Here is a 24,735-nt window from a genome sequence, read left to right as displayed (position 1 = left end):
AATATATTGGGGGATTTGCATGAAAGGTATAATTCTAAAGAGCGGCTGCGCTGTGCTGGCACTGGCCGTTCCGGCTTTGGCTAATGCGCAGGCCACTGCTGACAAGCCAAAGACAGAGGCCGCCACGGTGAACGATATCATCGTCACGGCGCAGTTCCGTGGCCAGAGACTTCAGGATACGCCGATTGCGATTACGGCTCTAAGCGGCGATGCTTTGCTTTCCCGCAGCTATAATACGATCACAGACCTCAGCAACACCTCGCCCAATGTCGTACTCAAGCCGACCGGCTCTGCTTTCGGCCCGGGCGCCGCTATTTACATTCGCGGCATCGGCCAGGCCGACACCAGCTTTGCCTATGAGCCAGGTGTGGGACTTTATGTCGATGATGTCTATCGCGGCGCCGTTTTCGGGGCTCAACTCGACCTGCTTGATCTGGACCGGGTGGAAATTCTGCGCGGGCCGCAAGGGACGCTGGCGGGCAAGAACTCCATCGGCGGCGCCGTCAAGCTCTACACCAAAAAGCCGAACGGAACCAATGGCGGCTTTATCGAGGCCACGACGGGTTCTCGCGATCGCGTTGACGTTCGCGCCGGCGCCGACATCACCCTGGTGCCCGACAAGCTCTTTGCACGCATTTCCGGGGTGACCCGCCACCAGGACGGATACCTCACGCGCTATGATTTCGGCTGCCGTAATCCTGCTTACGCAAGTGCGGTGCCTGCGACGGCGGGCAGCACGGGTAATTGCGTGATCGGCCATGAGGGCGGCACCAACTACACGGCGGCGCGCCTGGCTCTTCGCTGGATTGCCACCGACAATCTGGAGGTGAATGTTTCGGCAAGCCGTCTTGTCGACGATTCCGAGCCTTCCGCAACCAAGCTTATTGCCATGGCGGTGTCCCCAATTCTGACACCCGGTGTGGCCAATCAGTCGATTTTCCTCACGCCTGCGCGGGAATACAGCAACTATTCCACTTATCAGACGCCCGCGTTCACCGATGCGGCCGGGTCGCATCCGACCACGGTCTGGCAGCCGAACACAAGGCTGCGGACCTGGGATACGGCGATGACGATTGATTGGAAGCTGGGCGATATCGCGATAAAATCGGTTACGGCTTACCAAAATATCTCGGGCCGCTATGGCACCGATTTTGATGGATCGCCCTTTGGCATCAATACGGGCACCATTACCAATGGCCATCGCCAGTTCACACAGGAACTGCGCATCAGTTCGTCGAGCTTTAACAAGATGCTCGATTGGACTCTTGGCGCTTATTACTACAAGGCCACGAGCACCATCGTCGGTGGCGACATTATTGCGCCCGGAGCGCCATTCAGTTCGGCATTTTATTCAGATGACCGGATTCCGGCGCGCAGCCTTTCAGGATTTGCCCATGGGGTCGTGCATGTCACCGACAAGCTCGATCTGACCGGTGGGATTCGCTATACCGATGACAAGAAAGATTACTATTTCGAACGGCAAAACCCGTTCAACACAAGCCAAACTTCTTATACGGCGCAAAGCCTGATCGACGGCGCGGTCGGGCGGTTTTCCGGCAGTCGTTTGGACTATCGCGCCAATGCCAGTTACAAGTTCACTCCGGGCATCATGGCCTATGCCCAATTTTCGACCGGCTATCGTGGCGGCGGTATCAACCCCCGGCCGTTTGTTGTGCAGCAGGTGGTGCCGTTTAACCCGGAAACACTTTCGGCCTATGAAATCGGCCTGAAGAGCAGTTTGTTCGATAGGGCGGTGCAGTTGAATTTGTCGGGATTTATCAATGATTATAGCAATATAATCTTTATGAATACCGCGCCCACCGTCGTCGGCGGCGTGCTGATTACGCCGCAGAACTCCACGCCGACCAATGCGGGCAATGCCCAGTTGAAAGGCATTGAGGCCGAACTTCATGCCACTCCGGTGAACGGGCTGAATATTGATGCGAGCTTGAGCTATCTTGATTTCAAACTCAAAAGTATTGGTGCCAGCGGCGCCACCATCGCCAATATCACACTGGCCTCGCAAGCTCCTTTCATCACCAAATGGAAGGGAAGCGTGGGTGTTCAATATGAAGCCATGCTGGGCAGCAGCGGCAGTATCACGCCGCGCATTGACTTTGCCTATCAATCCTCATTCTACACTAATGTCGACAATAATCCTTTGTCGAATGTTCCGGGCTATACGATGCTTAATGGCCGCATCACCTGGAATTCTCCTGAACACAACTGGTCACTTGCCTTGGCTGTGACCAATATGGCCAATAATTTTTATTATCTGAACAAGGTTCGTCTGCCGATCGGCATCACGACCGGAACTTTGGGAGCGCCACGGGAATGGTCGCTTTCCCTGCGGAGGAAATTCTGATCTGAGAACTTGTGGCTGGCTCGAAGGTTGAGCCAGCCACAAGCTCATTTCACTTTATCGACGCGGGCGTTCGCCCCGGAGCCGGATGGATCGCCAGATCCCGGTCCGAAATCTCGCAGCCTTATCACGATTTGCTGGTCTGCCTTTGCGCGCACCAAATCGCGAGGCCAAATTCCAGAAGCCGCTCCGCCGCGTCGGAAATCAATGGAACTGCCAGTGCTGATGAGGCCAAGAAACGGTAATGTTCGAAAATTCCGAACATATCCTTCAAATTTAATCAGCTGTTTTGGAGGGCTGAATTTCGCCATTGTCGCCTCGTCACGCAGGATAACCGCACATTCCTGACGTTGAGGAGCATTCTTATGGCCTATCTGGATCTCACGCAGGGTTTTATCTCAACCGGCCCCGCCGCAGCCCCATCTGCGCAAAATTCGCGGTTCATTCCGGCGCTGACAAGGCTTGAGCGACTGGCCATCCACATTGCCCAGAGCGATGGGATCGACAGTCTGGCACAGCCCGAGCGCGGCAATCGTTTCATGCGTTGGCTGTTCAGGGCGGATCAGCCCAATCCACTGGCCGATCCGCGACTGGAGGCATTGCGGCGCTATGCAGTCCTGTTACGCTTGCGCGGGGGCGCCATGCCTGCCGGTGAGACGCGCCGTTTGCTTGACGCCGGTTTCGCCCGTGAAACATTGAACGAGGTCGATCAGCTCGTCTATGGCGCAGCAAAAGAAATTAACAGGGCTTTTCAGTCATGACCTGGTTGCCTGTGATCCTCACCCTCTTGGGTTTCAACCCGATGCAGACCGCGCAAATCACTGCCACGCTTGATGCCATCCACGCCACGGGCTGGGGCTCCCTGCGTCGGCGCCAGTTGGACGCCGAATAGCTTCTTGCTCTGGCGCCAAGCATGCAGGGAGAGTTCTCGTGCTTCGCAAAACATAGGGGGCACCACGGTGAGCGCTCTGGTTTTGCTTGTGGCAGCAAACCCTGCGGCAACCATCAGATGGTTGCGCGATCGCTTACGGCAGCCATCGTCATTCGCGCACAAAAACCGGTCTTTCCGGATACGGTGCCAGTGCCGTCATTGCTTCATTCGATATATTGCGGTTATACTGATCTTTAACTGCCGCGAAACCGTCGTATGTCCGGCTAGAGGCCCGGACCTCGGAATGGGCGATTAGCTCACTCCAGAGCCTGCGACGCTCACTGATAGCGCAACGTGTTCTCGAACCCAACGTTGGTCCTGGTCATCTTGGTCAGTTTTCTAAGGTTGGCGCGGACATATCTTTCGAAGCGCCGGTCATCATAAATGCCCGTGGCCCGATACTCGTCTTGCCCCAGCAATTCTTTGAGGCGCGCGGCGAAAGCGGCCTGATCGCCCTGGCGTGCGGCGGCCATCAGGGTTCGGCAAACCCATTCCTCGGCGGCTGCCTTGTCATAGTCGTCCTGACCTTCATATCCCCGCATGTCCGCTGCGGTCTGATCAAGTCTCGCGGCTTCGATGCGGCATTCCAGCCATTTCCGAACCAGTTCGCCTTCCCATGCTTTTGCCGAAACGCTCATCATGCTCTCCAACCTTGGTCTGTTAGGGCAATCGGCGACTAGTTGCCGTCCGCGTCGACAACGAACACCATAGGTTTGCCGCGAGACATCGGTTCCCACCCGGCCAGCAGTGCCGCACGAATTCCCCGGGAAACAAGGGTGTCGCTGATTTGCAGGCGGCTCGGTGGCAAGCCTTTCAGCAGACGTTTCGGCGGGGGAAATTCCAGCACGGCTCCGCGCTGGCCATCTTGCTGGAGCAACGCAACGGCCATGCCCTTCCAGCCTTCAAACTCGCTCCAGTGCGGCTCGCGTCGAAGTTCCCAATCATAGTGAAGCCCGTCAACGTCGACGGTACCGGCAAGCCTGTGAATGTTTGACATGTCGACGCGATTAGCAGGTTTCTGTCGGCAAGGAACAGATTTTGCGCCCATGGGTCAGGCCGCCCACGGTTGGTCTGATGGCGCGATATAGCCGCCCGCGAAGCGATGGGCGCGGTTGGCGGCCAGAGGATCTGCGGCCCAGTCCCTGATCAACGTGGCCTGCGGGTTTTGCGCTTCCGTACCGAAGATGCGGGCCAGTTGAACAACGCATGCGGCCGTTGGGGAACGTCTGCAGTTGCGGATTACGCTTCTGCCATCATTCTGGCAAAGCTGCCCGGCGGAGTGCCGTTGTGTTTCCGAAAGGCGGTGCTGAAAGCGCTGGCTGATTCATAGCCGATGTCATCGGCGATGCGGTCTAGTGATTTGCCGCCACGGGAAAGCGCATCCTTGGCAACCGCCATGCGCCAACTGGTGAGATATTCCATGGGCGCGCGGCCAACGATCAGGCCGAACCGTGCCGAAAAGGCCGACCGCGACATGCCGGCGATCTTTGCGAGCTGCGCAACGGTCCAATGGGCGCGGATATCGGCATGCATCGCGTGCAGCGCGCGGGCCAGCGCCGGATCACGCAGCCCGGCCAGCAAGCCTGCCGAGGCGGCATCATGTCCCACCCCTTGCCACCGAAGGGCCTCGACCAGCAGCACTTCGAGCATGTGTTGCACGATCAGATCCTTGCCCGGATGACTGGATGTGCATTCTTCGGCCAGCAGGTGGATGGTCCGGCCCATACGGTCCGTCATACCCTGCGCAGCGGGAATATGGATCAGGCCGGGCAACAGTGCGAGCAGGAGAGGGGCATTGGCCCGCTCAAAGGAAAAACTGCCGCCCAGAGCCGCAAAGTCGGGCTCGCCGTCCTGCTCCCCATGCCGGACCGCCTCTTTGCTCGGCTCCAGCAGAGGGCCGGCCAGCCCCGGTTCGCTGCCCAGAGCAAAGGCGGGCGTTGTCGGAATCAGCAGGAAATCCCCCTGTGCCATTTGCAGCGGCGCCGATCCTTCGAAGGTCACCCATGCCTGTCCGGCGAGGATGAGCGTGAAGCCCGGCGCATCATGCGCCTGATAGCGAACCGCCCAGCGCCCCCGCGCCGTGATCGGTTTCGACAGGGCCGCATGGGGGCGAAGCAGGGCGATGATTCCGCTGAGGGGATCCATGTCTGGACGATCCGTAAATGAATATGGACCTATGATTATATATTGTCTTGATCCCTGCGTCTATCTCTCCCTGCATCGACATCAAGGAGACAGGCAATGACCAAGACGATCCTCATCACCGGCACATCCTCCGGCTATGGCCAGGCAACGGCGGAGCATTTCCTCGCCAAGGGCTGGAATGTGGTGGCGACCATGCGCAAGCCCGACCCGGCGGTGTTTGGCGGCGCTTCTGATCGGCTGCGCATCCTGCCGCTGGATGTCACCTCGCAGGACAGCATCGCGGCTCTGGCAGAGGCGGCCGGGCCTATCGATGTGCTGGTCAACAATGCGGGAGTGGGCGGGGTGGGCGCTTTCGAGGCCATGCCGATGAGCCTGATCCGGCAATTGATCGAGACCAACACGATCGGCGTGATGGCGATGTGTCAGGCCTTCATCCCCCGGATGCGGGAACGCCGCTCGGGCTGCATCGTCAATGTCACCTCAAGCGTCACTTTGGGCGCATTCCCGCTGGCCGCCGCCTATACCGCGACCAAGCAGGCCATCGAGGGCTTTACCGGCTCGCTGGCGCATGAGCTGGGCTATTTCGGTATTGACGTGAAGCTGGTCGAGCCGGGCTATGCGCCGACCACGCGGTTCGGGGCCAATGCCATCGTGCCGGTGAGCGATCTGCTGCCGGGCGGCTATGCCGACTTTGCCCGCCCCATTCTGGAAGCCTTTGCCATGCCCGCCCTGACCACGCGCGAGAGCGATGTTGCCCAGGCGGTGTGGGACGCCGTGCAGGACCGGACAGGCCAGCTCCGCTTTCCGGCGGGGGCGGATGCTCTGGCCTTGGCAAAGGGCGCATAGCTCCAGTCCTTTTCGCCCACCAGCCCCGTTTCGACCATGACACGGCGCTGGTGGGCGGCGCGGGCCGGGCGCCAACCTTGTGCACGGCTTCTTGCCAATACCCGCCTGTTCGATGTCATGTCAGCGTCGATGGGGTGCAAGAAAGAGAATTGATGGGCGTCGGCGCATCGGGCTAGCCGGGAGGGGCGTATCAGGAGGCGTTTGGCCCTTGTGGCAGGCCGCGTCCTCGAATGGGCGATGGCGATAAGTCGGCCTGCAGCCAGACGCGGGACTTTCCTTTTGCGCAAAGGCCGGTTTATCCTGCCCCAAAGGCCAAGGCTGATTGAAATAAGGAGCTTATATGACCACGCGTAATGCCGATCACCCGATTGATCCCGATTTCCTCGCCCGCTGGAGCCCGCGCGCCTATAGCGAGCAGGGGGTGACGCAGGCCGATCTGCTGCCTTTGTTCGAGGCCGCGCGCTGGGCCCCCTCCGCGTTCAATTATCAGCCCTGGCGCTTTGCCTATGCGCTGCGCGGCGATGCGAACTGGGATGCGTTTGTCGGCGCGCTGCTGCCGTTCAATGCGGGCTGGGCGCAGAAGGCCGGGGCGCTGATCTTCGTCCTGTCGGACAAGCAGATCACCGCGCCGGGGGCAAGCGAGGCTACGCCCGCCAAGTGGAACTCCTTCGATGCGGGCGCGGCATGGGCCTATCTGGCTCTGCAGGGGGCCAAGCGCGGATTGTCCACCCACGCAATGGCCGGTTTCGATCCCGAAGCGGCGGCCAAGGCAACCGGCGCGGGCGAGCGTTACAAGGTCGAAGTGGCCGTGGCCGTGGGCTGGCGCGGCGATGCGGGCGATCTGCCCGAAGCGCTGCAGGCGCGCGAAAAGCCCAGCCCGCGTTTGAGCGTGAACGAAATCGCGTTCCACGGCCCGCTTCAGGGTTAAGGCAAAAAGGGGCGGCGCTTTTCAACGCCGCCCCCTCGCTGTCAGAACGTCTTGCGCAGCAGGATGCCGCCATAGCGCACATCGTCGCGGGGGACGAGGCGGCTGGTCCCGGCATTCAGGCCATTGGTGATCGCGCCGGTGATGCCCGCCTTGGCGCGATATTCCTGATCAGTGGTGGCGCTCACCTCGCCACAGCCGCCGGTGCGCTGGGGCCTTTGGTGGCGATGCTGATGGCACCTGCGCTGGCATTTTTGCCGAACAGCCCCGCCCAGACCAGCCCCGCCCCCCCCCAGTTCAAAAGCCGCCCGCCAGCCATATTCGGCCGCCACAAAAGGAATCGCCAAAGGCGCCAGCATCGCGCCAATACTGTTCATCGCATTGGACAGACCAAAACTGGCGCTGCGCAGTGGAGCATGGAAAATCCTGGCGATGGTTTTCACGCTCGATGGCGTCCCCATCGCCTCGGTCGCGCCAAGGGAAAGGCGGGCGGCGGTAAAGCCTGCCATCGAGCGCACCCAGCCATGCGCCATCACGGCCAGCGACCATACCGCCATCCCCAAGCGGATTGGCCCATTTCACCCCCGGCCTGTCCACAATCCAGCCCCCGCCAGAAAGCCGAACGCCGCGCCGGTCTGAAACCATGTGGCCAGCGTACCGTAATCCTCGTCATTCCAATGCAATTCGGCCGCGATGGTGGGTTTCAAAACCGCGATGATCTGGCGGTCGATCAGATTGAGAATGCCCGCCGACAAAGCGAGGGCAAAGAGCAGATTACGGCGAAAGGGGGCGTCAGCAAGTTTTCCTACCATACTGGTAGAGTATAGGGGCGGCCCGCGCAGCCATTGTCGACGGCGGATTTTGCGACACATTGATGGCGATGGCACGCAGGCGATGTCGCGGCCGCGATCTGCACAGGATCCTCAGGCCCAGTGCCTTGACCGCACGCGGGGCTTGTGTTGCGCGCGCCGGCCGTTGTTAGGCCAATTGCCGCCCAACGGTCTTGCCCGCGCGGATGCGTGTCGTCTTGTCTCGGATGTTGATCGCGAGTGTCATTTGCGCAACACCCTTGGGCAGAACCTTTCGGGCCCGTTTCGCCCCGGCCTCACGATCAAAGGTGGGATTTGAAAGATTGACGTCATGCCCGACGTTCGTCGTCCACTATAGGGGTATGTCAAATTATTATTTTATTATCATTGATTTGATGGCGATGATCTGGAGATTTTCATACCGGTATGACGGCGGCCATGTGGTCTCCGAAGAATCACCGGGACGATTTCGGCCAAACATCTGATTGCCGCGACCCATGACCAATCATAAGGCCATTCATCCGCAATATGCCAAACCGGTCTTGCATTTGGTCAGGCCATTATGTAGAACATCCTTCGAAACAAACAGGACGATTCAGTCCGGCATCATCAGGGGATGGTATGAAGAGCTTCCACAACTCCGTGTGCGTCGCCGCGCTCGCGGCTGCAATTGGTCTGTTGGCTGGCCCCGCCCATGCACAGAGCGCTGCGCCCAAGGCGTCTGACAAGCCTGACACGGGCGAAATCATCGTGACCGCGCAAAAGCGCGCCGAAAACGTCCAGAACGTGCCGCTGGCCGTCTCGGTGCTGGGCGCGAGCCAGCTTCAGGCCGCAGGCGTTCGCAATTTTCAGGATCTCGGCGCGGTTTCGCCCTCGCTGACCATCCGCCCGGCCGAACATCCGGTGAATGCCAACGTGTCGCTGCGCGGCGTGGGCACTTTCGCTTTCGGCATTGGCGTGGAGCCGAGCGTGGCCGTGCTGGTCGATGAAGTGCCGATGGCGTTTCAGGCCCGCGCCTTCACCGATCTGCCCGATGTGGAGCGTATCGAAGTCCTGCGCGGCCCGCAGTCGACCCTGTATGGCAAGGCGGCTTCGGCTGGTCTGATCAATATCATCACGCGCGGCCCCAGCGATACGCTCAAGGTTCGCGCCAATGCGACCGTGACGACCGATCAGGAATATGCGGTCAATGCCAGCGTTTCCGGCCCGATCAGCCCGACAGTGGGCTATGTGTTCTCGGCGGCCTATTCCAAGTGGGAAGGCAATGTGCGCAACCTGTTCAACGGCCAGAAGCTGAACGGCCGCGAAGCAGGCAATGTCCGCGCCAAGATCCGCTGGGAACCGAGCAGCGACGCCAAGCTGACCCTGTCGCTCAACTACATGAACGGCAACACCAATATTGGCCGCCCGATCATTGCCCAGGCCGCCAGCGCCAATTTCCGCGGCACCGCTGGTCAGACCATCAGCCAGGTGCTGCCCGGCGTGGTGGTTGGGCCCAACAACCAGAACGCCAGCATCAATTACACCTCGCGCACCAAGTATCAGGGCGGCGGCGGCAATCTGCGCGGCGAATTCACGCTGGGCGATCACTCGCTGGTGACCATTACCTCCTATGACAAGTTCCGTCTGGACGACTATTTCGACTCCGACGAAACCTCTTCGGCGCTGACCGGCTTCAACAACATTCAGGTCGGTACGTTCAAGTCGACGCTTTTCACGCAGGAAGTCCGCCTGCTGTCCGACGGCAGCAAGCCTTTCCATTATACGGTCGGCGCCTATTACGCGAATGTCGATTTTGAGCGCCCCTTCTATCGCGGTCCGGCCTTCTCGCTGGCCAATTGGTACGCCACCTCCAAGTCGTCCCAGATCGCCGGTTTCGTTCAGGCCGACTGGCAGTTCATGCCCAAGGCGACCCTGACCGGCGGCGGGCGCGTGCAGAATGAAAAGGTGTCCTACACGTTCCAGGACATCCAGAACGGCAACGCCCAGTTCAGCGGCAGCGCCCAGGATACGGCAGCCACCTATCGCATCAGCGCGCGCTATGAATTCACGCCGCGCATCAATGCTTTCGTCACCTATTCGACCGGCTACAAGGGGCAGACCTATGACCTGACCACCGGTTTCAACGCCAACCGCGCGGCGGCCGGGCCGATCAAGCCGGAAACTTCGCGCGATATCGAATTCGGTGTGCGCAGCCAGCTTTTCGACCGCAAGGTTACGCTGAACGTCACCTATTTCGACACGACCTACAAGAACCTGCAGGCCCAGACGATCGAAACGCTGGCCGACGGCACGACGAACTTCCGTCTGACCAACGTGGGCAAGCTGGGCACGCATGGCTTTGAAATCGATGCAGGCTATCGCCCCAGCTCGGATTTCAACTTCAACTCCTCGCTGGCCATTCTGGACGCGAAATATATCGACTATCCGGTGGCCCAGTGCTTCCCCGGCCAGACCGCCGCTCAGGGCTGCGTGGCGGGCACGCCCTCAAGCCAGAACCTGACCGGTACCCGCGCGGTTCAGGCCCCGCAGTTCAAGATGTCGGCAACGGCGGAATACACGCCCCAGATCCGCGATGGGCTGCGCGGCCTGGCGCAGGTCAATGTTCAGCATCAGAGCAGCGTCTATTACGCCGCCCGCGATCCCCAGACCTTCCAGAAGGGCTATGAGATCGTGAATATGAGCCTTGGTATCCGCGATGAAAATCGCCGCTGGGAAGTGGCCGCTTTCGTCAACAACCTGTTCGACCAGCAGTATTATCCCTCGCTGATCAACTCGAACGGCAGCTGGGGCAATGCCATGACCACGCAGGCGGTGCTTCCGCGTGACTTCCGCCGCTATGGCGGGCTGCGCGCCAGCCTGAACTTCTGATAATACCGGGCCGGGCGGCCAAAACCGCCCGGCCTTTTTGCGCGCGCCGCGCGCGGAAAAATCGGCCAGCCACAAGGGGCGCGGCCAATCCCATTCTTGGAGACGGTATGCGCAAGACCCACGCAATCAGGTTTTTCGCCGCAGCCCTTATGACGGGCAGCTTTCCGCTTCTGGCCGAAGAGGCGCCCAACGCGCTGCCTCTGGCCACAATTGCCAATGAGCCGTTGCTGGTTTCGGCCGACATGCGCGAGGGCACCGAACTCTCCGGCACCTGGAATTATTCAATCGACCCCTATCGCTCCGGCATATCGGGTTTTCATGGCGAAGCGCCGGATCTGGGGCAGCGGCGCTGGTTGGACATCGACGTGCGCAAGACCATGGCGCAGGACAACCGGACCATGTTCGAATTCGACATGGCCCATGCGCAAACCACCTCGCTGCCCGGATCATGGCTGGCCGCGACGCCCGAAATGCGCCATTATCAGGGCCTTGTCTGGTATCAGCGCCATTTTGACGCCCCGGCCAACCGCAAGGGCCGCTATTTTCTGCGCTTTGGCGCGGCCAATTATGCCACCACGGCCTATCTCAATGGCAAGCCCCTCGGTCGCCACGAGGGCGGCTTCACCCCCTTCGCCTTTGAGGTGACGCAGCAATTGCGCGATGGCGACAACCAGATCACCTTCGCGGTCGACTCGCAGGCCACCGCCACCACCGTTCCCCCCACCGTCACCGACTGGGAAAACTATGGCGGCGCGACGCGCGGCATCCGTCTGGTCCATACGCCCGCAACCTATGTCGACAATGCGATGGTCCGCCTGACCACCGACGGCAAGCTGGAGGCTGCGGCGCATCTGGATGGCGCATCGGCGGCGGGGCAGAGCCTGCATCTGACGATCGCCGGGCTCAAGCTGGACGTGCCGGGCAAAACCGACGCGCAGGGCAATTGGAAGGCTTCGATCCCCGCGCCGCGTTCGCTGGTGCGCTGGTCGCCGGAAAATCCCAAGCTTTATGATGTGACGCTGAGCGCGGGCGAGGACGTCTGGCGCGACCAGATCGGTTTCCGCACCATTGAGCGCAAGGGCGCGGACATCCTGTTGAACGGCAAGCCGATTTTCCTGCGCGGCATTTCGATGCATGAGGAAGAGATCAGCCCCAACCCGGCCCGCGTCATCACCCCCGAGGCCGCCAATGCCTTGCTGGGCGAGATCAAGAACGGGCTGCACGGCAATTACGTCCGCCTCTCGCATTACCCCCATTCCGAGGTGATGACCCGCGCCGCCGACAAGCTGGGCCTGCTGGTGTGGAGCGAGGTGCCGGTTTACTGGATGGTGGCGTGGAATAATCCCGGCACGCTGGCTGCCGCGCGCAACATGCTGGCTGAAAACATCCTGCGCGATTCCAATCGCGCCTCCGTGGTGATCTGGAGCGTGGCCAATGAGACCCCGGTCAATGATGATCGCAACGCTTTCCTGCGCACGCTGATCGGCGATGTGCGCCGTCTCGATCCCTCGCGTCTGGTCAGCGCCGCCCTGCTGGTCAAGCGCGAGGAAAATGCCAAGGTTCCGACCATGACCATGGCCGATCCGCTGGCGGGTGATCTCGATATTGTTGCCATCAACACTTACAACGGCTGGTACACCGGGGATCGCCTCTCCGACCTGCCCGCCAGCGTGTGGAATGTGCCTGCCGACCGTCCGCTGGTGTTTTCCGAATTTGGCGCGGATGCCAAATCGGGCTTCCACAGCCCGGACAGGATGCAGAAATTCTCCGAGGAATTTCAGGCCGAATATTACCGCAAGACGCTGGAAATGGCCGATCATGTGCCGACTCTGCGCGGGCTCTCGCCTTGGATCCTCAAGGATTTCCGCTCGCCCCGCCGCCAGAATCCCGACTTCCAGATGGGCTGGAACCGCAAGGGGCTGATTTCGGAGACCGGACAGCACAAGCTGGCCTTTGACGTGCTGGCCAATTACTACACGCGGAAATCCAAGGAGACGCCCAAGTGAAGCGCCTTGCCCTGATCGCGGCCCTTTGGGCCACTGCGGCAAGCGCTGCGCCGGGGGCATGGGTCGATGGCGTTCTGCCCGTCACCAATCCTCCGGTCAGCAAGGCGGTGGATCTGCCCATCACCCTCCCGCGCGAAAACCCCGCGCGTGAGGGCTGGGCACAGCAGACGCCCGATCAGCGGCTGGTTTATAATGTCAGCAAGCCGCAGCTCCTGCTCTGGCCCGGCACACTGGCGGCGGACAAGGTGGCCCCGGCGGTCATTCTGGTGCCGGGCGGGGGCTATCAGTTCCTCGCGATGGACAATGAAGGCTTTGACGTCGCCAAGCGCCTCGACAAGCAGGGCGTGCGGGTGTTCATCCTGAAATATCGCACCTTGCCAATAGGTAATGGGCCCATCGGCGACGGTTTCCCTGCCTTCAAACAGGCCTTGGCCGGGCTGTTCCAACGCGGCGAGAAGCCCAAGGAGGACAACCGCCCCTATGCCGTGGCCGATACGCAGGCCGCGATCCGCATGGTGCGCGCCCATGCCGGGGCGTGGCATGTCGACCCGGCAAAGGTCGGCATTCTGGGCTTTTCGGCAGGCGCGGTGACGGTTCTGGCCACAACGCAGGCCAATGCGGCGGATGCGCGGCCCGATTTTGTCGGCATGGTCTATGGCCCGACCCAGGGAACCGAAGTTCCCGCCCATGCCCCGCCGCTCTTTTCGGTCATCGCGGCCGATGACCGTTTCTTCAAGGCGCAGGACCTGAGCCTGCTTCACGCATGGCGCATGTCGGGCAGCTCGGTGGAGTTCCACCTCTACAGCGCGGGCGGCCATGGTTTTGCCTCACAGCCCAATGGCACGACCAGCGATGCATGGTTTGACCAATATGCTCTGTGGCTCAAAGACAATCATATAACCGGGCACATCACCGGCCAATAAGCGGAAAGTACCCCCGATGATCGCACGTCTTCTCGCCCGTACCGCCGGTTTTGCCCTTGGCGCCGCGCTTGCCTCCCATGCCGCCGCGCAGGAGGCCCGCACGGTCCTTCCGCTCGCCTCCGACTGGCGCTTTGCCGGGCAGGATGCTCCCGCCGATGCCGCCAAACCCGATTTTGCCGATGGCGGATGGCAGGCGGTTTCCGTGCCCCACACCTGGAACCGGGTGGGCTATTACCACCACGATCTGGGCGGCACGAACACGGCGGCCACGGTGGCCAAGAAAATGGGCGTAGGCTGGTATCGCAATCGGTTCGATGCGCCCGCCGATCTTGCCGGGCGCAAGACGTGGATCGAATTTGATGCGGCAAGCCGGGTGGCGCAGGTCTGGCTCAATGGCGTCCTGCTGGGCGAGCATCGCGGCGGGTTTAGCCGCTTCCGGCTGGATGCGACCGCCGCGCTGAAGCCGGGGCAGAGCAATGTTCTGGCCGTGCGGGTGGACAATTCGCAGCCTGCGGCCGGGTCATCCACATCTGACGTGCTGCCCCTGTTCGGCGACTTTTTCGTGCATGGCGGGCTTTATCGCCCGGTGCGGCTGATCTCTACCGCGCCGCTGCATGTCGATATGCAGGATTTCGGCGGGCCGGGCCTCTATGCCAACACTGCGGCGGTTCAGGGCGGCGATGCGCAGGTTCATGTCCGGCTGCGCCTGACCAATGATGCGGGCAAGCCGGCTCTGGCCTCGGCGCGGATCGCCCTGATCGACCGCGATGGCAAGGTGGCGGCGCAGACCACCGTCAAACAGGCCCTTGGCGTCAAGGCGACGCAGGAAGTGGCCGCCGATTTGACCGTTGCGGGTGCCCATCTGTGGCAGGGCGTGGCCGATCCCTATCTCTACCGCCTGCGCGCCGAGGTGCTGGGCGCCGATGGCAAGGTCAGCGATACCGTCGAGCAGAATTTCGGCATCCGCACCATGCGTTTCGATGCCGACAAGGGCTTCTTCCTCAATGACAAGCCCTATGTCCTGCATGGCGTGGGCTATCATCAGGACCGCGACGGCAAGGGCTGGGCGATCAGCCCCGCCGATGTCGAGGAAGACGTGGCGACGATGCGCGAAATGGGCGTCAATTCGATCCGCCTGACCCATTATCAGCATGGACAGACCATCCACGATCTGGCCGACCGCTATGGCTTTGTGCTGTGGGATGAAGTGCCGCTGGTTTCGGCCTGGACCATGATGGGCAAGATGGAGCCGGAGCCCGCGCTGGTGGCCAATGTACGCCAGCAATTGAGCGAATTGATCCACCAGAATTACAACCACGCCGCAACCGCCATCTGGAGCATCGCCAACGAGGTCGATTTCGGCAACTCGCTGCCCGCTTTTGTCAGGGGCGGCACCGATGGGCAGACACCCGATCCGATGCCTTTGCTCAACATGCTGCAGAAACAGGCAAAATCGGAAGATCCCTCGCGCCCGACCGCTCTGGCGACCTGCTGCGAAGGTCGGCTGTTCGGCGCGGATGTGGCCATTCCCGAAACGGCGGTGGCCGCCGATCTGGGCGGGGCCAACCGCTATTTCGGCTGGTATTTCGGCAAGGAGCAGGACCTCGGCCCGGCGCTGGATCAGTTGCACGCCAAGCGTCCGGTCCAGCCTTTGTCCGTCACCGAATATGGCGCTGGCGGGGCGTTGACGATCCATACGGACAATGTGCTGGGCGGGATGCCGGATTCGCGCGGCGCGGCCCAGCCCGAAGAATATGAATCCTATATCCACGAAACCGCGCTGGCCCAGATCACCGCGCGACCCTATCTCTATGCCTCTTGGCTGTGGAATTCCTTCGATTTTGCCACCACCGTGCGCACCGAGGGCGATGCGCAGGACATCAACACCAAGGGTCTGGTCGCCTATGACCACAAGACCCGCAAGGACGCCTGGTATTTCTACAAGGCGAACTGGAGCGACGCGCCCACGATCCGCATCACCGGGCGGCGCTATGCAGCCCGCGCCTATGGCATCACCGACGTCAAGGTTTACAGCAATGCCGAGAGCACCGAGTTGCTGCTCAATGGCCGTTCTCTAGGTAAGCGCGAGGGCTGTGCGCAGATGGTCTGCGTCTGGCCCGCCGTGGCGCTGGATGCGGGCGAGAACCGGCTGGTGGCGCGCGGCATCCGCCATGGCGCGGCGGTTGAGGATCAGATCACCTGGACGCTCTCGCCCGAAAAGCGCGGGCATATTGTGATCGACACCGGCACTCTGGTCGCGGCCAAGAGCAAGACGCGGCTGCTCGGCTCGGACAATTGGTTTGAAGGCGGCGAGGTGGCCAGTCTGGACAAGCCCGCCGATTACGGCCGCAAGGCTGAGCCTGCCCGCATTGACGGCACGGGTGAACGCGACGCCATCGCCACCTATCGTAAGGGCAGTTTTGCCTATCACATTCCCGCGCCTGCCGGGCGTTACAAGCTGACCCTGTGGTTCCCGGCCATGGCCGGGCAGGCCAAGGGCGGCTTTGATATCCGCGCCAATGGCAAACCCATCCTGCGCGCCTTTGAACCGGCCGCCCCGGCGACGGATGCGGCGGCTGTGGCGCGGACCTTCGATGTCACCTCGAATGGCCGCATCGATCTGGAATTCAAGGCGGGGACGGCTCCGGCGCGCGTTTCGCTGATCGAACTCGACGCTCAATAAAGGTATCCCGCGTAAATGGCTGGCAAAGTAAAATCCCTGCGTTGGTGGATCATCGGTCTGGTGACGCTGGGGACCGTGCTCAATTATCTGGCGCGCTCGACGCTTTCGGTCGCCGCGCCCACGCTCAAGGCGGAACTGAGCATCACGACCCAGCAATACAGCTGGATCGTGATCGCCTTTCAGGCCAGCTATACGGTGATGCAGACGGTGGCGGGCGCGGTGCTGGATGCGCTGGGCACGCGGCTGGGGTTCATGATCTTTGCGGTGGGCTGGGCGGTGGCCAATGCGCTCCATGCGCTGGCTGGGGGCTGGGTTGGCCTTGCCTTTTTCCGCAGCCTGCTGGGCGCGAATGAGGCCGCCGCCATTCCCGCCGGGGCCAAGGTCGTGTCCGAATGGTTCCCCGCGCGCGAGCGCTCGCTGGCCACCAGCGCGTTTCAGATGGGCACCAGCGTCGGCAATATGATTGCCCCGCCCTTGGTGGCCTTTTGCATCCTGTGGTGGGGCTGGCGCTCCGCCTTTGTGGTGTCGGGCGCGCTCAGCATGGTGTGGGCGCTGATGTGGTGGTTTTGCTATCGGAGGCCTGAGGAACATACGCGGCTTTCGGCGCAGGAACTGACCATGATCCGCGAAGGACAGGGCGGGGCCGCGCCCGATGGCCCGGTGCCCAGCCGCTGGTCGCTGCTCAAAGAGCGCTCGTTCTGGGCGATTGCCCTGCCGCGCTTCTTTGCCGAACCGGCGTGGCAGACCTTCAACTTTTTCATCCCGCTCTATCTGGTCAGCGCATGGCATCTGGATCTGAAGGCGGTGGCGCTCTGGGCATGGCTGCCGTTTCTGGCGGCGGATTTCGGGTCGCTGGCGGCGGGGGTGCTGCCCGGATGGCTGATCCGGCGCGGGGCGGGGGTAGTGGCTTCGCGCAAGATCACCATGACCTGCGGGGCGCTGTTGATGGCAGGCCCGGCCTGCATCGGCCTTGCCACCAGCCCGATGATGGCGATCGTCTTTTTCTGCATCGGCGGTTTTGCGCATCAGATGCTCAATGGCGCGCTGATTACACTGTGTTCGGACATGTTCCCCAGCAACCGGGTCGGCACGGTCAGTGGTCTGACCGGATCGGCGGCGTGGATCGGGGGCATCCTGTTTACCTTCCTGATCGGGCAAAGCGCGGATTCCTTTGGCTATAATCCGCTGTTCGTCAGCCTTTGCGGGCTGGATCTGGTGGGCTGCGCGGTTTTGTGGATGCTGGTTCGCAAGATCAAGGAATGATGAGTGGCAATTGCCTGCCAATTGGAATGACCAATTGACAGGATTGGAATGATGGCCTAGGCAGGAACGCGCCCTATGGCGGCGTACCTGCCGGTTGCACACGATCAGGAAAAGTCGATGGCTCAAGCTCTTCCCCCGGTTGCCGAATATGACATGCTGGTGATTGGCGGGGGCATCAATGGCACCGGGATTGCGCGCGATGCGGCAGGACGGGGCCTGAAAGTCCTGCTGGTCGAACGCGACGATCTGGCGGCCCACACCTCCTCGGCCAGCACCAAGCTGATCCATGGCGGCCTGCGCTATCTGGAATATTACGAATTCCGTCTGGTGCGCGAGGCTTTGCAGGAGCGCGAGCGGCTGATCCATATTGCCCCGCATATCAGCTGGCCGCTGCGCTTTGTCCTGCCTCAGCCCAAGGGCGGGCGGCCCGGATGGATGATCCGCATTGGCCTGTGGCTCTATGACCATATTGGCGGGAAACAGACGCTGCCGCCCTCGCATGGCGTTGATCTGCGCGATCCGCAATGGGGGGCGGGGTTGAAGCCGGGGCTGGCCAAAGGCTTTGTCTATTCCGATGCATGGGTTGATGATGCGCGGCTGGTGGTGCTCAACGCCATCGACGCGGCCGAGCGCGGGGCCGAAATCCGCATCGGCGTGACCGCCACCGGCGCGAAGGTGGAGGGCGATCACTGGCTGGTCGATCTTTCCGGTGCGGCGGGGCCGCAGCAGGTGCGCGCCCGCGCCGTGGTCAATGCCGCAGGTCCGTGGGTGGGCGCAATGCTGGGCGCGATACCGCAGGCGCAGGCCCATGGCGGTATCCGTCTGGTCAAGGGCAGCCATATCATCGTGCCGCAGGTCTACCCCGGCGACCATGCCTTTATCCTGCAAAAACAGGACGGACGGATCGTTTTCACCATCCCCTATCAGAACGGCTTCACGCTGGTGGGCACGACCGACCTGCTGGTGGGTGAGGCCGAGCGCGATGCGCCCAAAATCTCGGCGGAGGAGGTCGATTACCTCTGCGCCACAGTGAATGAATATTTCGAGGGCGGGATCAGCCCGGATGATGTCGTCTCGACCTATTCGGGGGTGCGTCCGCTCTATGACGATGGCGGGGCGGATGCCAAGGCGATCACGCGCGACTATGTGCTGAAACTGGGGCGTGAGAGCGGGCCGCAGGTGCTCTCGATCTTTGGCGGCAAGCTGACCACCTATCGCCGTTTGGCCGAACATGCGCTTGAAATGCTGGAGCCTTTCCTGCCACCGATGCGCGGTGGATGGACCGGCACAGCGCCTTTGCCGGGCGGGGATTTTACGGGCGGGTTTGCCGCTTTCCTTGCCGATGTGCGCCGCCGCTGGCCGTTCCTGTCGCCTGAATTGGCGGGGCGTCTGGCTCATGCCTATGGCTCGCGGATCGAGCAGATCTTGGGCAATGCGCAATCGCTCAATGATCTGGGCGAGGATTTCGGCAATGGGTTGTACGAGGCCGAGTTGCGCTATCTGGCCGATCATGAATGGGCGCGCACCAGCCGCGATGTTCTGTGGCGGCGCAGCAAGCTGGGCCTGACTGCGCAGGGCGATATGGCGCAGCGCATCGACCAATGGTTTGAAAAGAAAAAATAGGCGGGGGGCATCATGAGCGGCCATATTCTCAGCATCGATCAGGGCACGACCTCGACCCGCAGCCTGATTTTCTCGCCCTCGCATCAGGTGATCGCCAGCGCGCAGCAGGAATTTGCCCAGCATTATCCGGCCGATGGCTGGGTCGAACATGATGCCGAGGATATCTGGCGCGACACGCTGGCCACGGCGCAGGGCGCCATGGCCAAGGCGGGGATGGGGCCGGACGATATTGCCGCCATCGGCATCACCAACCAGCGCGAAACCGTGGTCCTGTGGGACCGCGCCACCGGCGCCCCGCTCCACCGCGCGATTGTCTGGCAGGACCGGCGCACGGCGGAAATCTGTGCCCGGTTGCATGAGGCGGGCCATGAAGCGCTGGTGCAGGAGCGCACCGGCCTGCTGCTCGATCCCTATTTTTCCGCGACCAAACTGGCTTGGCTGCTGGATACAATTCCGGGCGCACGCGAAAGGGCGGAAAAGGGCGAACTGGCCTTTGGCACGATCGACACTTTCCTGCTCTGGCGCCTGACCGAGGGGCGCGAGCACAAGACCGATGTGACCAATGCCTCGCGCACGCTGCTGTTTGATATTCGCAAACAGCGCTGGTGCCCCGATCTTTTGGCCCTGTTCCGCATTCCCGCCGCCGTTCTGCCTCAGGTTTGCCAGAGCGCGGATGATTTCGGCGTCACGCATCTCTTGGGCGGAACGATCCCCATTCGCGGCATCGCGGGCGATCAGCAGGCCGCGCTGGTGGGGCAGTCCTGCCTGGCACCGGGGCAGGCCAAGATCACCTATGGCACCGGCGGCTTCATGCTGATGAACACCGGCGAGGTGTTGACCCGCTCGCGCAGCCGGTTGCTGACCACGATTGCCTATCGCATCGATGGCGTCACGCATTACGCGATGGAAGGCTCTTTGTTCGTCGCGGGCGCGGCGATCAAATGGCTGCGCGATGGGCTGGGCATCATTGTCGAGGCGCGCCAGACGCAGGAAATGGCCGCGCGCCTGCCCGACAATGGCGGGGTCTATATGGTGCCCGCTTTCGTCGGCCTTGGCGCGCCGCATTGGTGCACCGAGGCGCGGGGGATGCTGACCGGCATGACCTTTGACAGCGGGGCGGCCCATATTGCGCGCGCGGCGCTGGAATCGGTGGCGTTTCAGACCGCCGATCTGGTTGCCGCGATGCAGGCCGATGGCGCGGGCGCGCTGGCGGCTTTGCGGGTCGATGGCGGCATGGCGGCCAATGACTGGTTCTGCCAATTCCTGGCCGACATTCTCGACATTGTGGTCGAACGCCCCGCCAATCTGGAAACCACCGCGCTGGGCGCGGCGATGCTGGCGGGTCATGCCAGCGGAGTCTGGCCCGATGCGCTTTCGGGCGCAAGCCGGGGCGAGGTGGTGCGTTTCCATTCGCAGATGGAGGCGCCCGCGCGCCAGAAATTGCAGGCCGGGTGGCAAGCCGCCATCCGCCGCGCCACTGCACGCTGAACCTCTCACCAGTGTTGCGGTCTATCGGCCGGGCCGCGCTTCCCTCAAGCGCGGCCCGGCCTTTTCTTTAAATGGCTGCGTCCACAACCTTGCGCGCAACGCCCAGCACATTTTCAAGGCGGGCAGCCATCACCGCACCATTGAGCGTGATCGCACGCGCCTCGGCGGCAGGCAGAACGATGCGCAGCGCCGGGGCCGGGGCGGGGCCATGGCCGGTCCATGCCGCCACGATGGTGATCGCATCCGATGCGCTCTTGACCCAGACATTCCACAGCGGCGGATGATCGGCATCGGGCCAAGCATTGCCGCTCTCGTCAAACCCGCTCCATGTGAATTGCCCCTCGCCCGGCGCGGGATAGAGCAGGACGGCGGGCTGGGGCGCAGCCTGTACGAAACCGGCCGGGGCCAGATCGAGGAACAGGCCCGAACCCTCACGCGCCAGCATTGGCGGCAGGCCCGAAAGCGGTGCGTCCAGCGCAACCTCTTGCCCGCCCGCGTAGGCGCGGTCATCGCGAACATCATACCAATTTGCGCCCATCGGCAGATAGGCCGTGACGCTCTCCACGCCCTTGTCCATCGCCGGGGCCACCAGCAGATCGGGGCCGAGCAGATGGGTGTCTCCATCCTCCCACGCCCGCGGGTCATGGCCGAAATCCAGCCAGACCGGGCGGCTGACCGGCTCATAATGGGCATGGTGGCGCCAGAGCAGATCATGCAGCATCGGCTGCAGCGCGCGTCGCAATTGCATCATGCCCACGATGGCCGGGGTGGCCTCGGGATACATCCATGGTTCGTTGACCGTGCGATCCGAATTCCAGCTGTGGATCGAGAAGCGCGGCATGACGATGCCAGCCTGAATCCAGCGCAGCAGCAGTTCCGGTTCGGGCGCGGGGCCGGCGAAACCGCCGATATCATGGCCGAAATTCGACACGCCCGACAGCGCGATGCCCAGCGCCATCTTCTGATTATAGCGGATCGTGTGCCACGCGGTGTAATTGTCGCCCGACCAGCTTTGCGCATAGCGCTGCATCCCGGCCATGCCGCTACGCGTCACCACATAGGGGCGCTCGTCGGGGCGATAGGCGATTTGCGCGGCGCGGCTTGCGCGCATCATCAGCAGGGTCTGCACCGGGCGTTCGGCGGCGGCCGGGCGGGGCGCGCCAAAGCCGGAGATCAGGGCGCGCTTGTCCCAGATCTCATACTCATTGTTGTCATTCCATGTCGAATGGATGCCATATTCCAGCAATTGCTGCGTCACCTGCTGGCGCCACCATGCGGCGGCGTCCGGGTTGGTGAAGTCGACATAGGCGCCCACCTCGTCCCAGAATTGGCAGACGATGGGATCGCCATCCGCGTCCGACACGAACCAGCCCTTCGCGGCCAGCTCATCATAGCGCGGATGTGTGACCAGCAGCGCGGGCTTGATATTGGGGACCAGTTCGACGCCCGCATCGGCATAGGATTGCACGAAACCGCCCACATCGGGGAATTTCTCGCGATTCCAGTGAAAGACGTAACGCTTGTCGCCGATCGAGGTATAGCCCGAGGAGAGGTGGAAGCTCTCGCACGGAATGTCGTGGCGCTTGATGCCTTCGATGAATTCACCCATCCGCTCCTGCGCATTGGGGGCGTCGGTATAGGTCATGGTCGAGCCGGAATAGCCCACCGCCCAGCGCGGCTGAAACGCGGGCCGCCCGGTCAGCCATGTGTAGCGGCGGGTCACTTCGCGCGCGTCGGGCCCGGCGATCATGTAATAGTCGAGATCGCCGCTTTCGGAGCGCATATAGCGGTAATGCGGGTGATAATTGTCATGCTCATGGCCGAAATCGAAAGTCGGATCGGCGGTGGTGTCGTAAAACACGCCATGGGCCGCGCCCTCTGCATTGACCACGAGGACATAGGGGATCGACTTATACAGCGGATCATTCGCGCTGGCGTCGTAGCCCATCGGGTCCAGATTGGTCAGGCGGAAGCGGCGGCCCGCGCGGTCCATCGCCCCTGCCTTTTCGCCAAGGGCATAATAGCGCTCGCCGGTCTGGCGGGTGACGTAATGATAGGTGGCATCGTCCCACCAGCCGAAATTATAGGCTTGCGTCGGGCGGTCCTGGGCGATCAATTCCCAGCCTTGCGGGCCGGATTGAGACCACGTGCAGAAGAAACCGTCGCGCGCGATGGTAAGGCGCAGGCGGGTGGTGGCAATGGTGATGTGGGTTTCGGTTTCTTCGATGCTGAAATCGGGCGCGGCAAAGCCTTCGACGCTCATTCGGTCGCGGCCCGGCTCGGCAATATCGCTCTGCCCCGGCGCGATGGCCCAGCTCGGCGCGGATGTCACTTTGCCCTGCGCCAGCAGCAGGACGCGGATAATATCCTCTTCGGCCACGAAAATATGCGCAATCGCGCCGGTGTCGGCATGCAGGGTAACGCGCGGCCCCTCCCGCTCGGCCAGCGAAAAGCGGGGCGGATGGGCAAGGCTGGATTTACGCATGGGGGTCAGGCCTTTTGCAGGATGAGGTGGCGACGCATGGCAAACAGCCACACCGCGCCGATCAGATCGAAAGCGCCAAGGCAGGCGAACAGCGGGGCATAGCCGATCTTGTCGGCCAATTGCCCAATGGCGAGCGAGAAGAGTAGCCCGCCGGTCCATCCGGCCATGCCGACCAGCCCGTTGGCCTTGGCAATATCGCCCTTGGGAAAGACATCGGCGGAGAGCGTGTTGATGAGCACCGAGATGATCTGATGCGCAAAGCCGCCAAGGGAAAGCAGCGCGATGGCTGCATATGGGCTGGCGACAAGGCCGACGCAGCCCGGCGCGATCATCATGACCGCGCCCAGTGAGATCCCGGCGATGCGCGAACCTTCAAGGCTGAGGCCCCGCGTGCGCTGCAGGAAGGGCGCGAGATAGCCGCCCAGAATGCCCCCCGCATCGGCGGCCAGAAACGGCACCCATGCGAAAAGCGCGATCTGGGTGATGTCCATGCCGCGCTCCTTGGCCAGATAGAGCGGGATCCAGAAGGAGAAGGTCTGCCACGCCGGTTCGGCCAGAAAGCGGGGGATGGCAATGGCCCAGAAGCGCCTGGTTTTGGCGATGGCGCGCAAAGTGGTGGCGCTGGCCTCGACCGGGCGCTGGCCCTCGCGGATTTCGGCCAGTTCCTGGGGTGTGACATAGGAGGCGTCACCCGGCGAGCGATAGAATTTGTACCATGCGGCGGCGAATAATACGCCCAGCGCCCCGGTGACGACAAAGGCCGCCTGCCAGCCATAGACCTTGGCGACCACGGCGGCCAGCACCGGCGCGATCACCGCGCCAAGCGACGTGCCCGCATTGAACCAGCCCACCGCCACCGAACGTTCGCGATCGGGGAACCATTCGCCGATCGTCTTCATCCCCGCCGGAATGGCGGCGGCCTCGGCCATGCCCAACATGCCGCGGAACGCCGCCAGCGAAAGCCAGCCCCGCGCCGCGCCATGGGCCATATTGGCCAGACTCCACGCCAGCGCGAACAAGGCGAAGCCTGCGGTCAGACCAATCTTGTCGATCAACATCCCGCCAATCGGCTGCATCAGCGTATAGGCAAGCTGAAAAGCGCCGACGATATAGGAATATTGCTCGGTCGTGATGGCCAGATCGGCCTTGAGCTGGGGTGCCAGAACGCCCAGTGAATTGCGCGCGATATAGTTGATGATGGTTCCCACCATCACCAGCAACAGAATGCGCAATCTTGCTGAGCGCCATGTCATGTTCTTATCCTCTCCCGAATTTTATGGCTTACCAATTCCACATGGTACCATCTTCGAGCCTTGCGACGGGGAGGTATGCGGGCTTGTAAGGATACTTGGCGGCGAGGGTTTCGTCGATGTCG

General features: G+C 62.2%; 19 protein-coding genes. 12 read left to right on the top strand and 7 right to left on the bottom strand.

What is annotated here, in order from left to right:
• Positions 1 to 52 precede the first annotated feature (52 nt).
• From FHW92_RS00090 to FHW92_RS25990, 3 genes are all read left to right on the top strand, one after another.
• Positions 53 to 2,365, top strand: coding sequence for a TonB-dependent receptor (locus FHW92_RS00090; protein WP_168601208.1), 2,313 nt, complete (start codon positions 53 to 55; stop codon positions 2,363 to 2,365).
• Positions 2,366 to 2,727: 362 nt separating this feature from the next.
• On the top strand, positions 2,728 to 3,123 hold the full coding sequence (locus tag FHW92_RS00085; RefSeq protein ID WP_168601207.1) for a hypothetical protein: 396 nt from the start codon (positions 2,728 to 2,730) through the stop codon (positions 3,121 to 3,123).
• Complete coding sequence (locus tag FHW92_RS25990) at positions 3,120 to 3,254, top strand: hypothetical protein (RefSeq protein WP_282599627.1); 135 nt, start codon at positions 3,120 to 3,122, stop codon at positions 3,252 to 3,254. Before FHW92_RS00085 ends, FHW92_RS25990 begins: the two co-directional genes overlap by 4 nt.
• Before the next feature lie 317 nt (positions 3,255 to 3,571).
• Here FHW92_RS25990 and FHW92_RS00080 read toward each other — a convergent pair whose 3' ends face one another.
• From FHW92_RS00080 to FHW92_RS00070, 3 genes are all read right to left on the bottom strand, one after another.
• Positions 3,572 to 3,934 carry a hypothetical protein gene (locus tag FHW92_RS00080; protein WP_349237613.1) on the bottom strand — a complete coding sequence of 121 codons (363 nt, stop codon included), beginning with the start codon at positions 3,932 to 3,934 and terminating at the stop codon, positions 3,572 to 3,574.
• Between the two features lie 35 nt (positions 3,935 to 3,969).
• Positions 3,970 to 4,290: a hypothetical protein gene (locus FHW92_RS00075; RefSeq protein ID WP_168601206.1), complete on the bottom strand. Its 321-nt coding sequence runs from the start codon at positions 4,288 to 4,290 to the stop codon at positions 3,970 to 3,972.
• 242 nt (positions 4,291 to 4,532) lie between these two features.
• Positions 4,533 to 5,438, bottom strand: a complete 906-nt coding sequence (locus FHW92_RS00070; RefSeq protein WP_168601205.1) for an AraC family transcriptional regulator — start codon at positions 5,436 to 5,438, stop codon at positions 4,533 to 4,535.
• Positions 5,439 to 5,534: 96 nt separating this feature from the next.
• On the opposite strand from FHW92_RS00070, the gene FHW92_RS00065 reads away from it, so the two are divergent.
• Together FHW92_RS00065 and FHW92_RS00060 are read left to right on the top strand one after the other, a co-directional pair.
• Positions 5,535 to 6,284, top strand: a complete 750-nt coding sequence (locus tag FHW92_RS00065) for an SDR family oxidoreductase (RefSeq protein WP_168601204.1) — start codon at positions 5,535 to 5,537, stop codon at positions 6,282 to 6,284.
• Between the two features lie 340 nt (positions 6,285 to 6,624).
• Positions 6,625 to 7,212: a nitroreductase family protein gene (locus FHW92_RS00060; protein ID WP_168601203.1), complete on the top strand. Its 588-nt coding sequence runs from the start codon at positions 6,625 to 6,627 to the stop codon at positions 7,210 to 7,212.
• A 41-nt stretch (positions 7,213 to 7,253) separates the two neighbouring features.
• Here the strand turns inward: FHW92_RS00060 and FHW92_RS00055 are convergent, their stop codons facing one another.
• Both FHW92_RS00055 and FHW92_RS00050 read right to left on the bottom strand, forming a co-directional pair.
• Positions 7,254 to 7,766 carry an MFS transporter gene (locus FHW92_RS00055; protein ID WP_168602049.1) on the bottom strand — a complete coding sequence of 171 codons (513 nt, stop codon included), beginning with the start codon at positions 7,764 to 7,766 and terminating at the stop codon, positions 7,254 to 7,256.
• A 21-nt stretch (positions 7,767 to 7,787) separates the two neighbouring features.
• Entirely contained in the window at positions 7,788 to 8,021 is a 234-nt protein-coding gene (locus FHW92_RS00050) for an MFS transporter (RefSeq protein WP_168601202.1), read from the bottom strand.
• Positions 8,022 to 8,639: 618 nt separating this feature from the next.
• Here FHW92_RS00050 and FHW92_RS00045 point away from each other — a divergent pair.
• The 7 genes from FHW92_RS00045 (at position 8,640) to glpK (ending at position 20,875) form a co-directional block, all read left to right on the top strand.
• Entirely contained in the window at positions 8,640 to 10,889 is a 2,250-nt protein-coding gene (locus FHW92_RS00045) for a TonB-dependent receptor (RefSeq protein WP_168601201.1), read from the top strand.
• A gap of 107 nt (positions 10,890 to 10,996) precedes the next feature.
• A complete protein-coding gene (locus tag FHW92_RS00040; protein WP_246869838.1) occupies positions 10,997 to 12,895 on the top strand; it encodes a glycoside hydrolase family 2 TIM barrel-domain containing protein in 1,899 nt (632 codons plus the stop codon).
• Positions 12,892 to 13,818 carry an alpha/beta hydrolase gene (locus FHW92_RS25620; protein WP_210428311.1) on the top strand — a complete coding sequence of 309 codons (927 nt, stop codon included), beginning with the start codon at positions 12,892 to 12,894 and terminating at the stop codon, positions 13,816 to 13,818. Before FHW92_RS00040 ends, FHW92_RS25620 begins: the two co-directional genes overlap by 4 nt.
• 16 nt (positions 13,819 to 13,834) lie before the next feature.
• The gene (locus FHW92_RS00030; protein ID WP_168601200.1) at positions 13,835 to 16,501 is read left to right on the top strand and encodes a glycoside hydrolase family 2 TIM barrel-domain containing protein; all 2,667 of its coding nucleotides are present in this window, start codon (positions 13,835 to 13,837) and stop codon (positions 16,499 to 16,501) included.
• A gap of 15 nt (positions 16,502 to 16,516) precedes the next feature.
• Positions 16,517 to 17,764 carry an MFS transporter gene (locus FHW92_RS00025; protein ID WP_168601199.1) on the top strand — a complete coding sequence of 416 codons (1,248 nt, stop codon included), beginning with the start codon at positions 16,517 to 16,519 and terminating at the stop codon, positions 17,762 to 17,764.
• A gap of 117 nt (positions 17,765 to 17,881) precedes the next feature.
• Positions 17,882 to 19,387 carry a glycerol-3-phosphate dehydrogenase gene (glpD, locus tag FHW92_RS00020; RefSeq protein ID WP_168601198.1) on the top strand — a complete coding sequence of 502 codons (1,506 nt, stop codon included), beginning with the start codon at positions 17,882 to 17,884 and terminating at the stop codon, positions 19,385 to 19,387.
• A 12-nt stretch (positions 19,388 to 19,399) separates the two neighbouring features.
• Positions 19,400 to 20,875 (top strand): glycerol kinase GlpK, encoded by a 1,476-nt coding sequence (glpK, locus tag FHW92_RS00015; RefSeq protein ID WP_168601197.1) that lies wholly within the window; start codon positions 19,400 to 19,402, stop codon positions 20,873 to 20,875.
• Positions 20,876 to 20,942: 67 nt separating this feature from the next.
• On the opposite strand, the gene FHW92_RS00010 is transcribed toward glpK, so the two are convergent.
• Both FHW92_RS00010 and FHW92_RS00005 read right to left on the bottom strand, forming a co-directional pair.
• Positions 20,943 to 23,360, bottom strand: a complete 2,418-nt coding sequence (locus FHW92_RS00010) for a TIM-barrel domain-containing protein (RefSeq protein WP_168601196.1) — start codon at positions 23,358 to 23,360, stop codon at positions 20,943 to 20,945.
• A gap of 5 nt (positions 23,361 to 23,365) precedes the next feature.
• Positions 23,366 to 24,613 (bottom strand): MFS transporter, encoded by a 1,248-nt coding sequence (locus tag FHW92_RS00005; RefSeq protein WP_168601195.1) that lies wholly within the window; start codon positions 24,611 to 24,613, stop codon positions 23,366 to 23,368.
• Positions 24,614 to 24,735 lie beyond the last annotated feature (122 nt).

The sequence above is a fragment of the Novosphingobium sp. SG707 genome (assembly GCF_012275515.1).
GTDB lineage: Bacteria > Pseudomonadota > Alphaproteobacteria > Sphingomonadales > Sphingomonadaceae > Novosphingobium.
This window is presented reverse-complemented; position numbering and strand designations above follow the sequence as displayed.

What these genes read in the sequence shown, in the direction of transcription:
- FHW92_RS00060 (WP_168601203.1), top strand. Translation starts at nt 6,625, where the DNA reads ATGACCACGCGTAATGCCGATCACCCGATTGATCCCGATTTCCTCGCC.
- FHW92_RS00085 (WP_168601207.1), top strand. Translation starts at nt 2,728, where the DNA reads ATGGCCTATCTGGATCTCACGCAGGGTTTTATCTCAACCGGCCCCGCC.
- FHW92_RS00065 (WP_168601204.1), top strand. Translation starts at nt 5,535, where the DNA reads ATGACCAAGACGATCCTCATCACCGGCACATCCTCCGGCTATGGCCAG.
- FHW92_RS00070 (WP_168601205.1), bottom strand. Translation starts at nt 5,438, where the DNA reads ATGGATCCCCTCAGCGGAATCATCGCCCTGCTTCGCCCCCATGCGGCC.
- FHW92_RS00005 (WP_168601195.1), bottom strand. Translation starts at nt 24,613, where the DNA reads ATGACATGGCGCTCAGCAAGATTGCGCATTCTGTTGCTGGTGATGGTG.
- FHW92_RS00055 (WP_168602049.1), bottom strand. Translation starts at nt 7,766, where the DNA reads ATGGCGGTATGGTCGCTGGCCGTGATGGCGCATGGCTGGGTGCGCTCG.
- FHW92_RS00010 (WP_168601196.1), bottom strand. Translation starts at nt 23,360, where the DNA reads ATGCGTAAATCCAGCCTTGCCCATCCGCCCCGCTTTTCGCTGGCCGAG.
- FHW92_RS00045 (WP_168601201.1), top strand. Translation starts at nt 8,640, where the DNA reads ATGAAGAGCTTCCACAACTCCGTGTGCGTCGCCGCGCTCGCGGCTGCA.
- FHW92_RS00025 (WP_168601199.1), top strand. Translation starts at nt 16,517, where the DNA reads ATGGCTGGCAAAGTAAAATCCCTGCGTTGGTGGATCATCGGTCTGGTG.
- FHW92_RS00030 (WP_168601200.1), top strand. Translation starts at nt 13,835, where the DNA reads ATGATCGCACGTCTTCTCGCCCGTACCGCCGGTTTTGCCCTTGGCGCC.
- FHW92_RS00080 (WP_349237613.1), bottom strand. Translation starts at nt 3,934, where the DNA reads ATGATGAGCGTTTCGGCAAAAGCATGGGAAGGCGAACTGGTTCGGAAA.
- glpD (WP_168601198.1), top strand. Translation starts at nt 17,882, where the DNA reads ATGGCTCAAGCTCTTCCCCCGGTTGCCGAATATGACATGCTGGTGATT.
- FHW92_RS25990 (WP_282599627.1), top strand. Translation starts at nt 3,120, where the DNA reads ATGACCTGGTTGCCTGTGATCCTCACCCTCTTGGGTTTCAACCCGATG.
- FHW92_RS00040 (WP_246869838.1), top strand. Translation starts at nt 10,997, where the DNA reads ATGCGCAAGACCCACGCAATCAGGTTTTTCGCCGCAGCCCTTATGACG.
- FHW92_RS00075 (WP_168601206.1), bottom strand. Translation starts at nt 4,290, where the DNA reads ATGTCAAACATTCACAGGCTTGCCGGTACCGTCGACGTTGACGGGCTT.
- FHW92_RS00050 (WP_168601202.1), bottom strand. Translation starts at nt 8,021, where the DNA reads ATGGTAGGAAAACTTGCTGACGCCCCCTTTCGCCGTAATCTGCTCTTT.
- glpK (WP_168601197.1), top strand. Translation starts at nt 19,400, where the DNA reads ATGAGCGGCCATATTCTCAGCATCGATCAGGGCACGACCTCGACCCGC.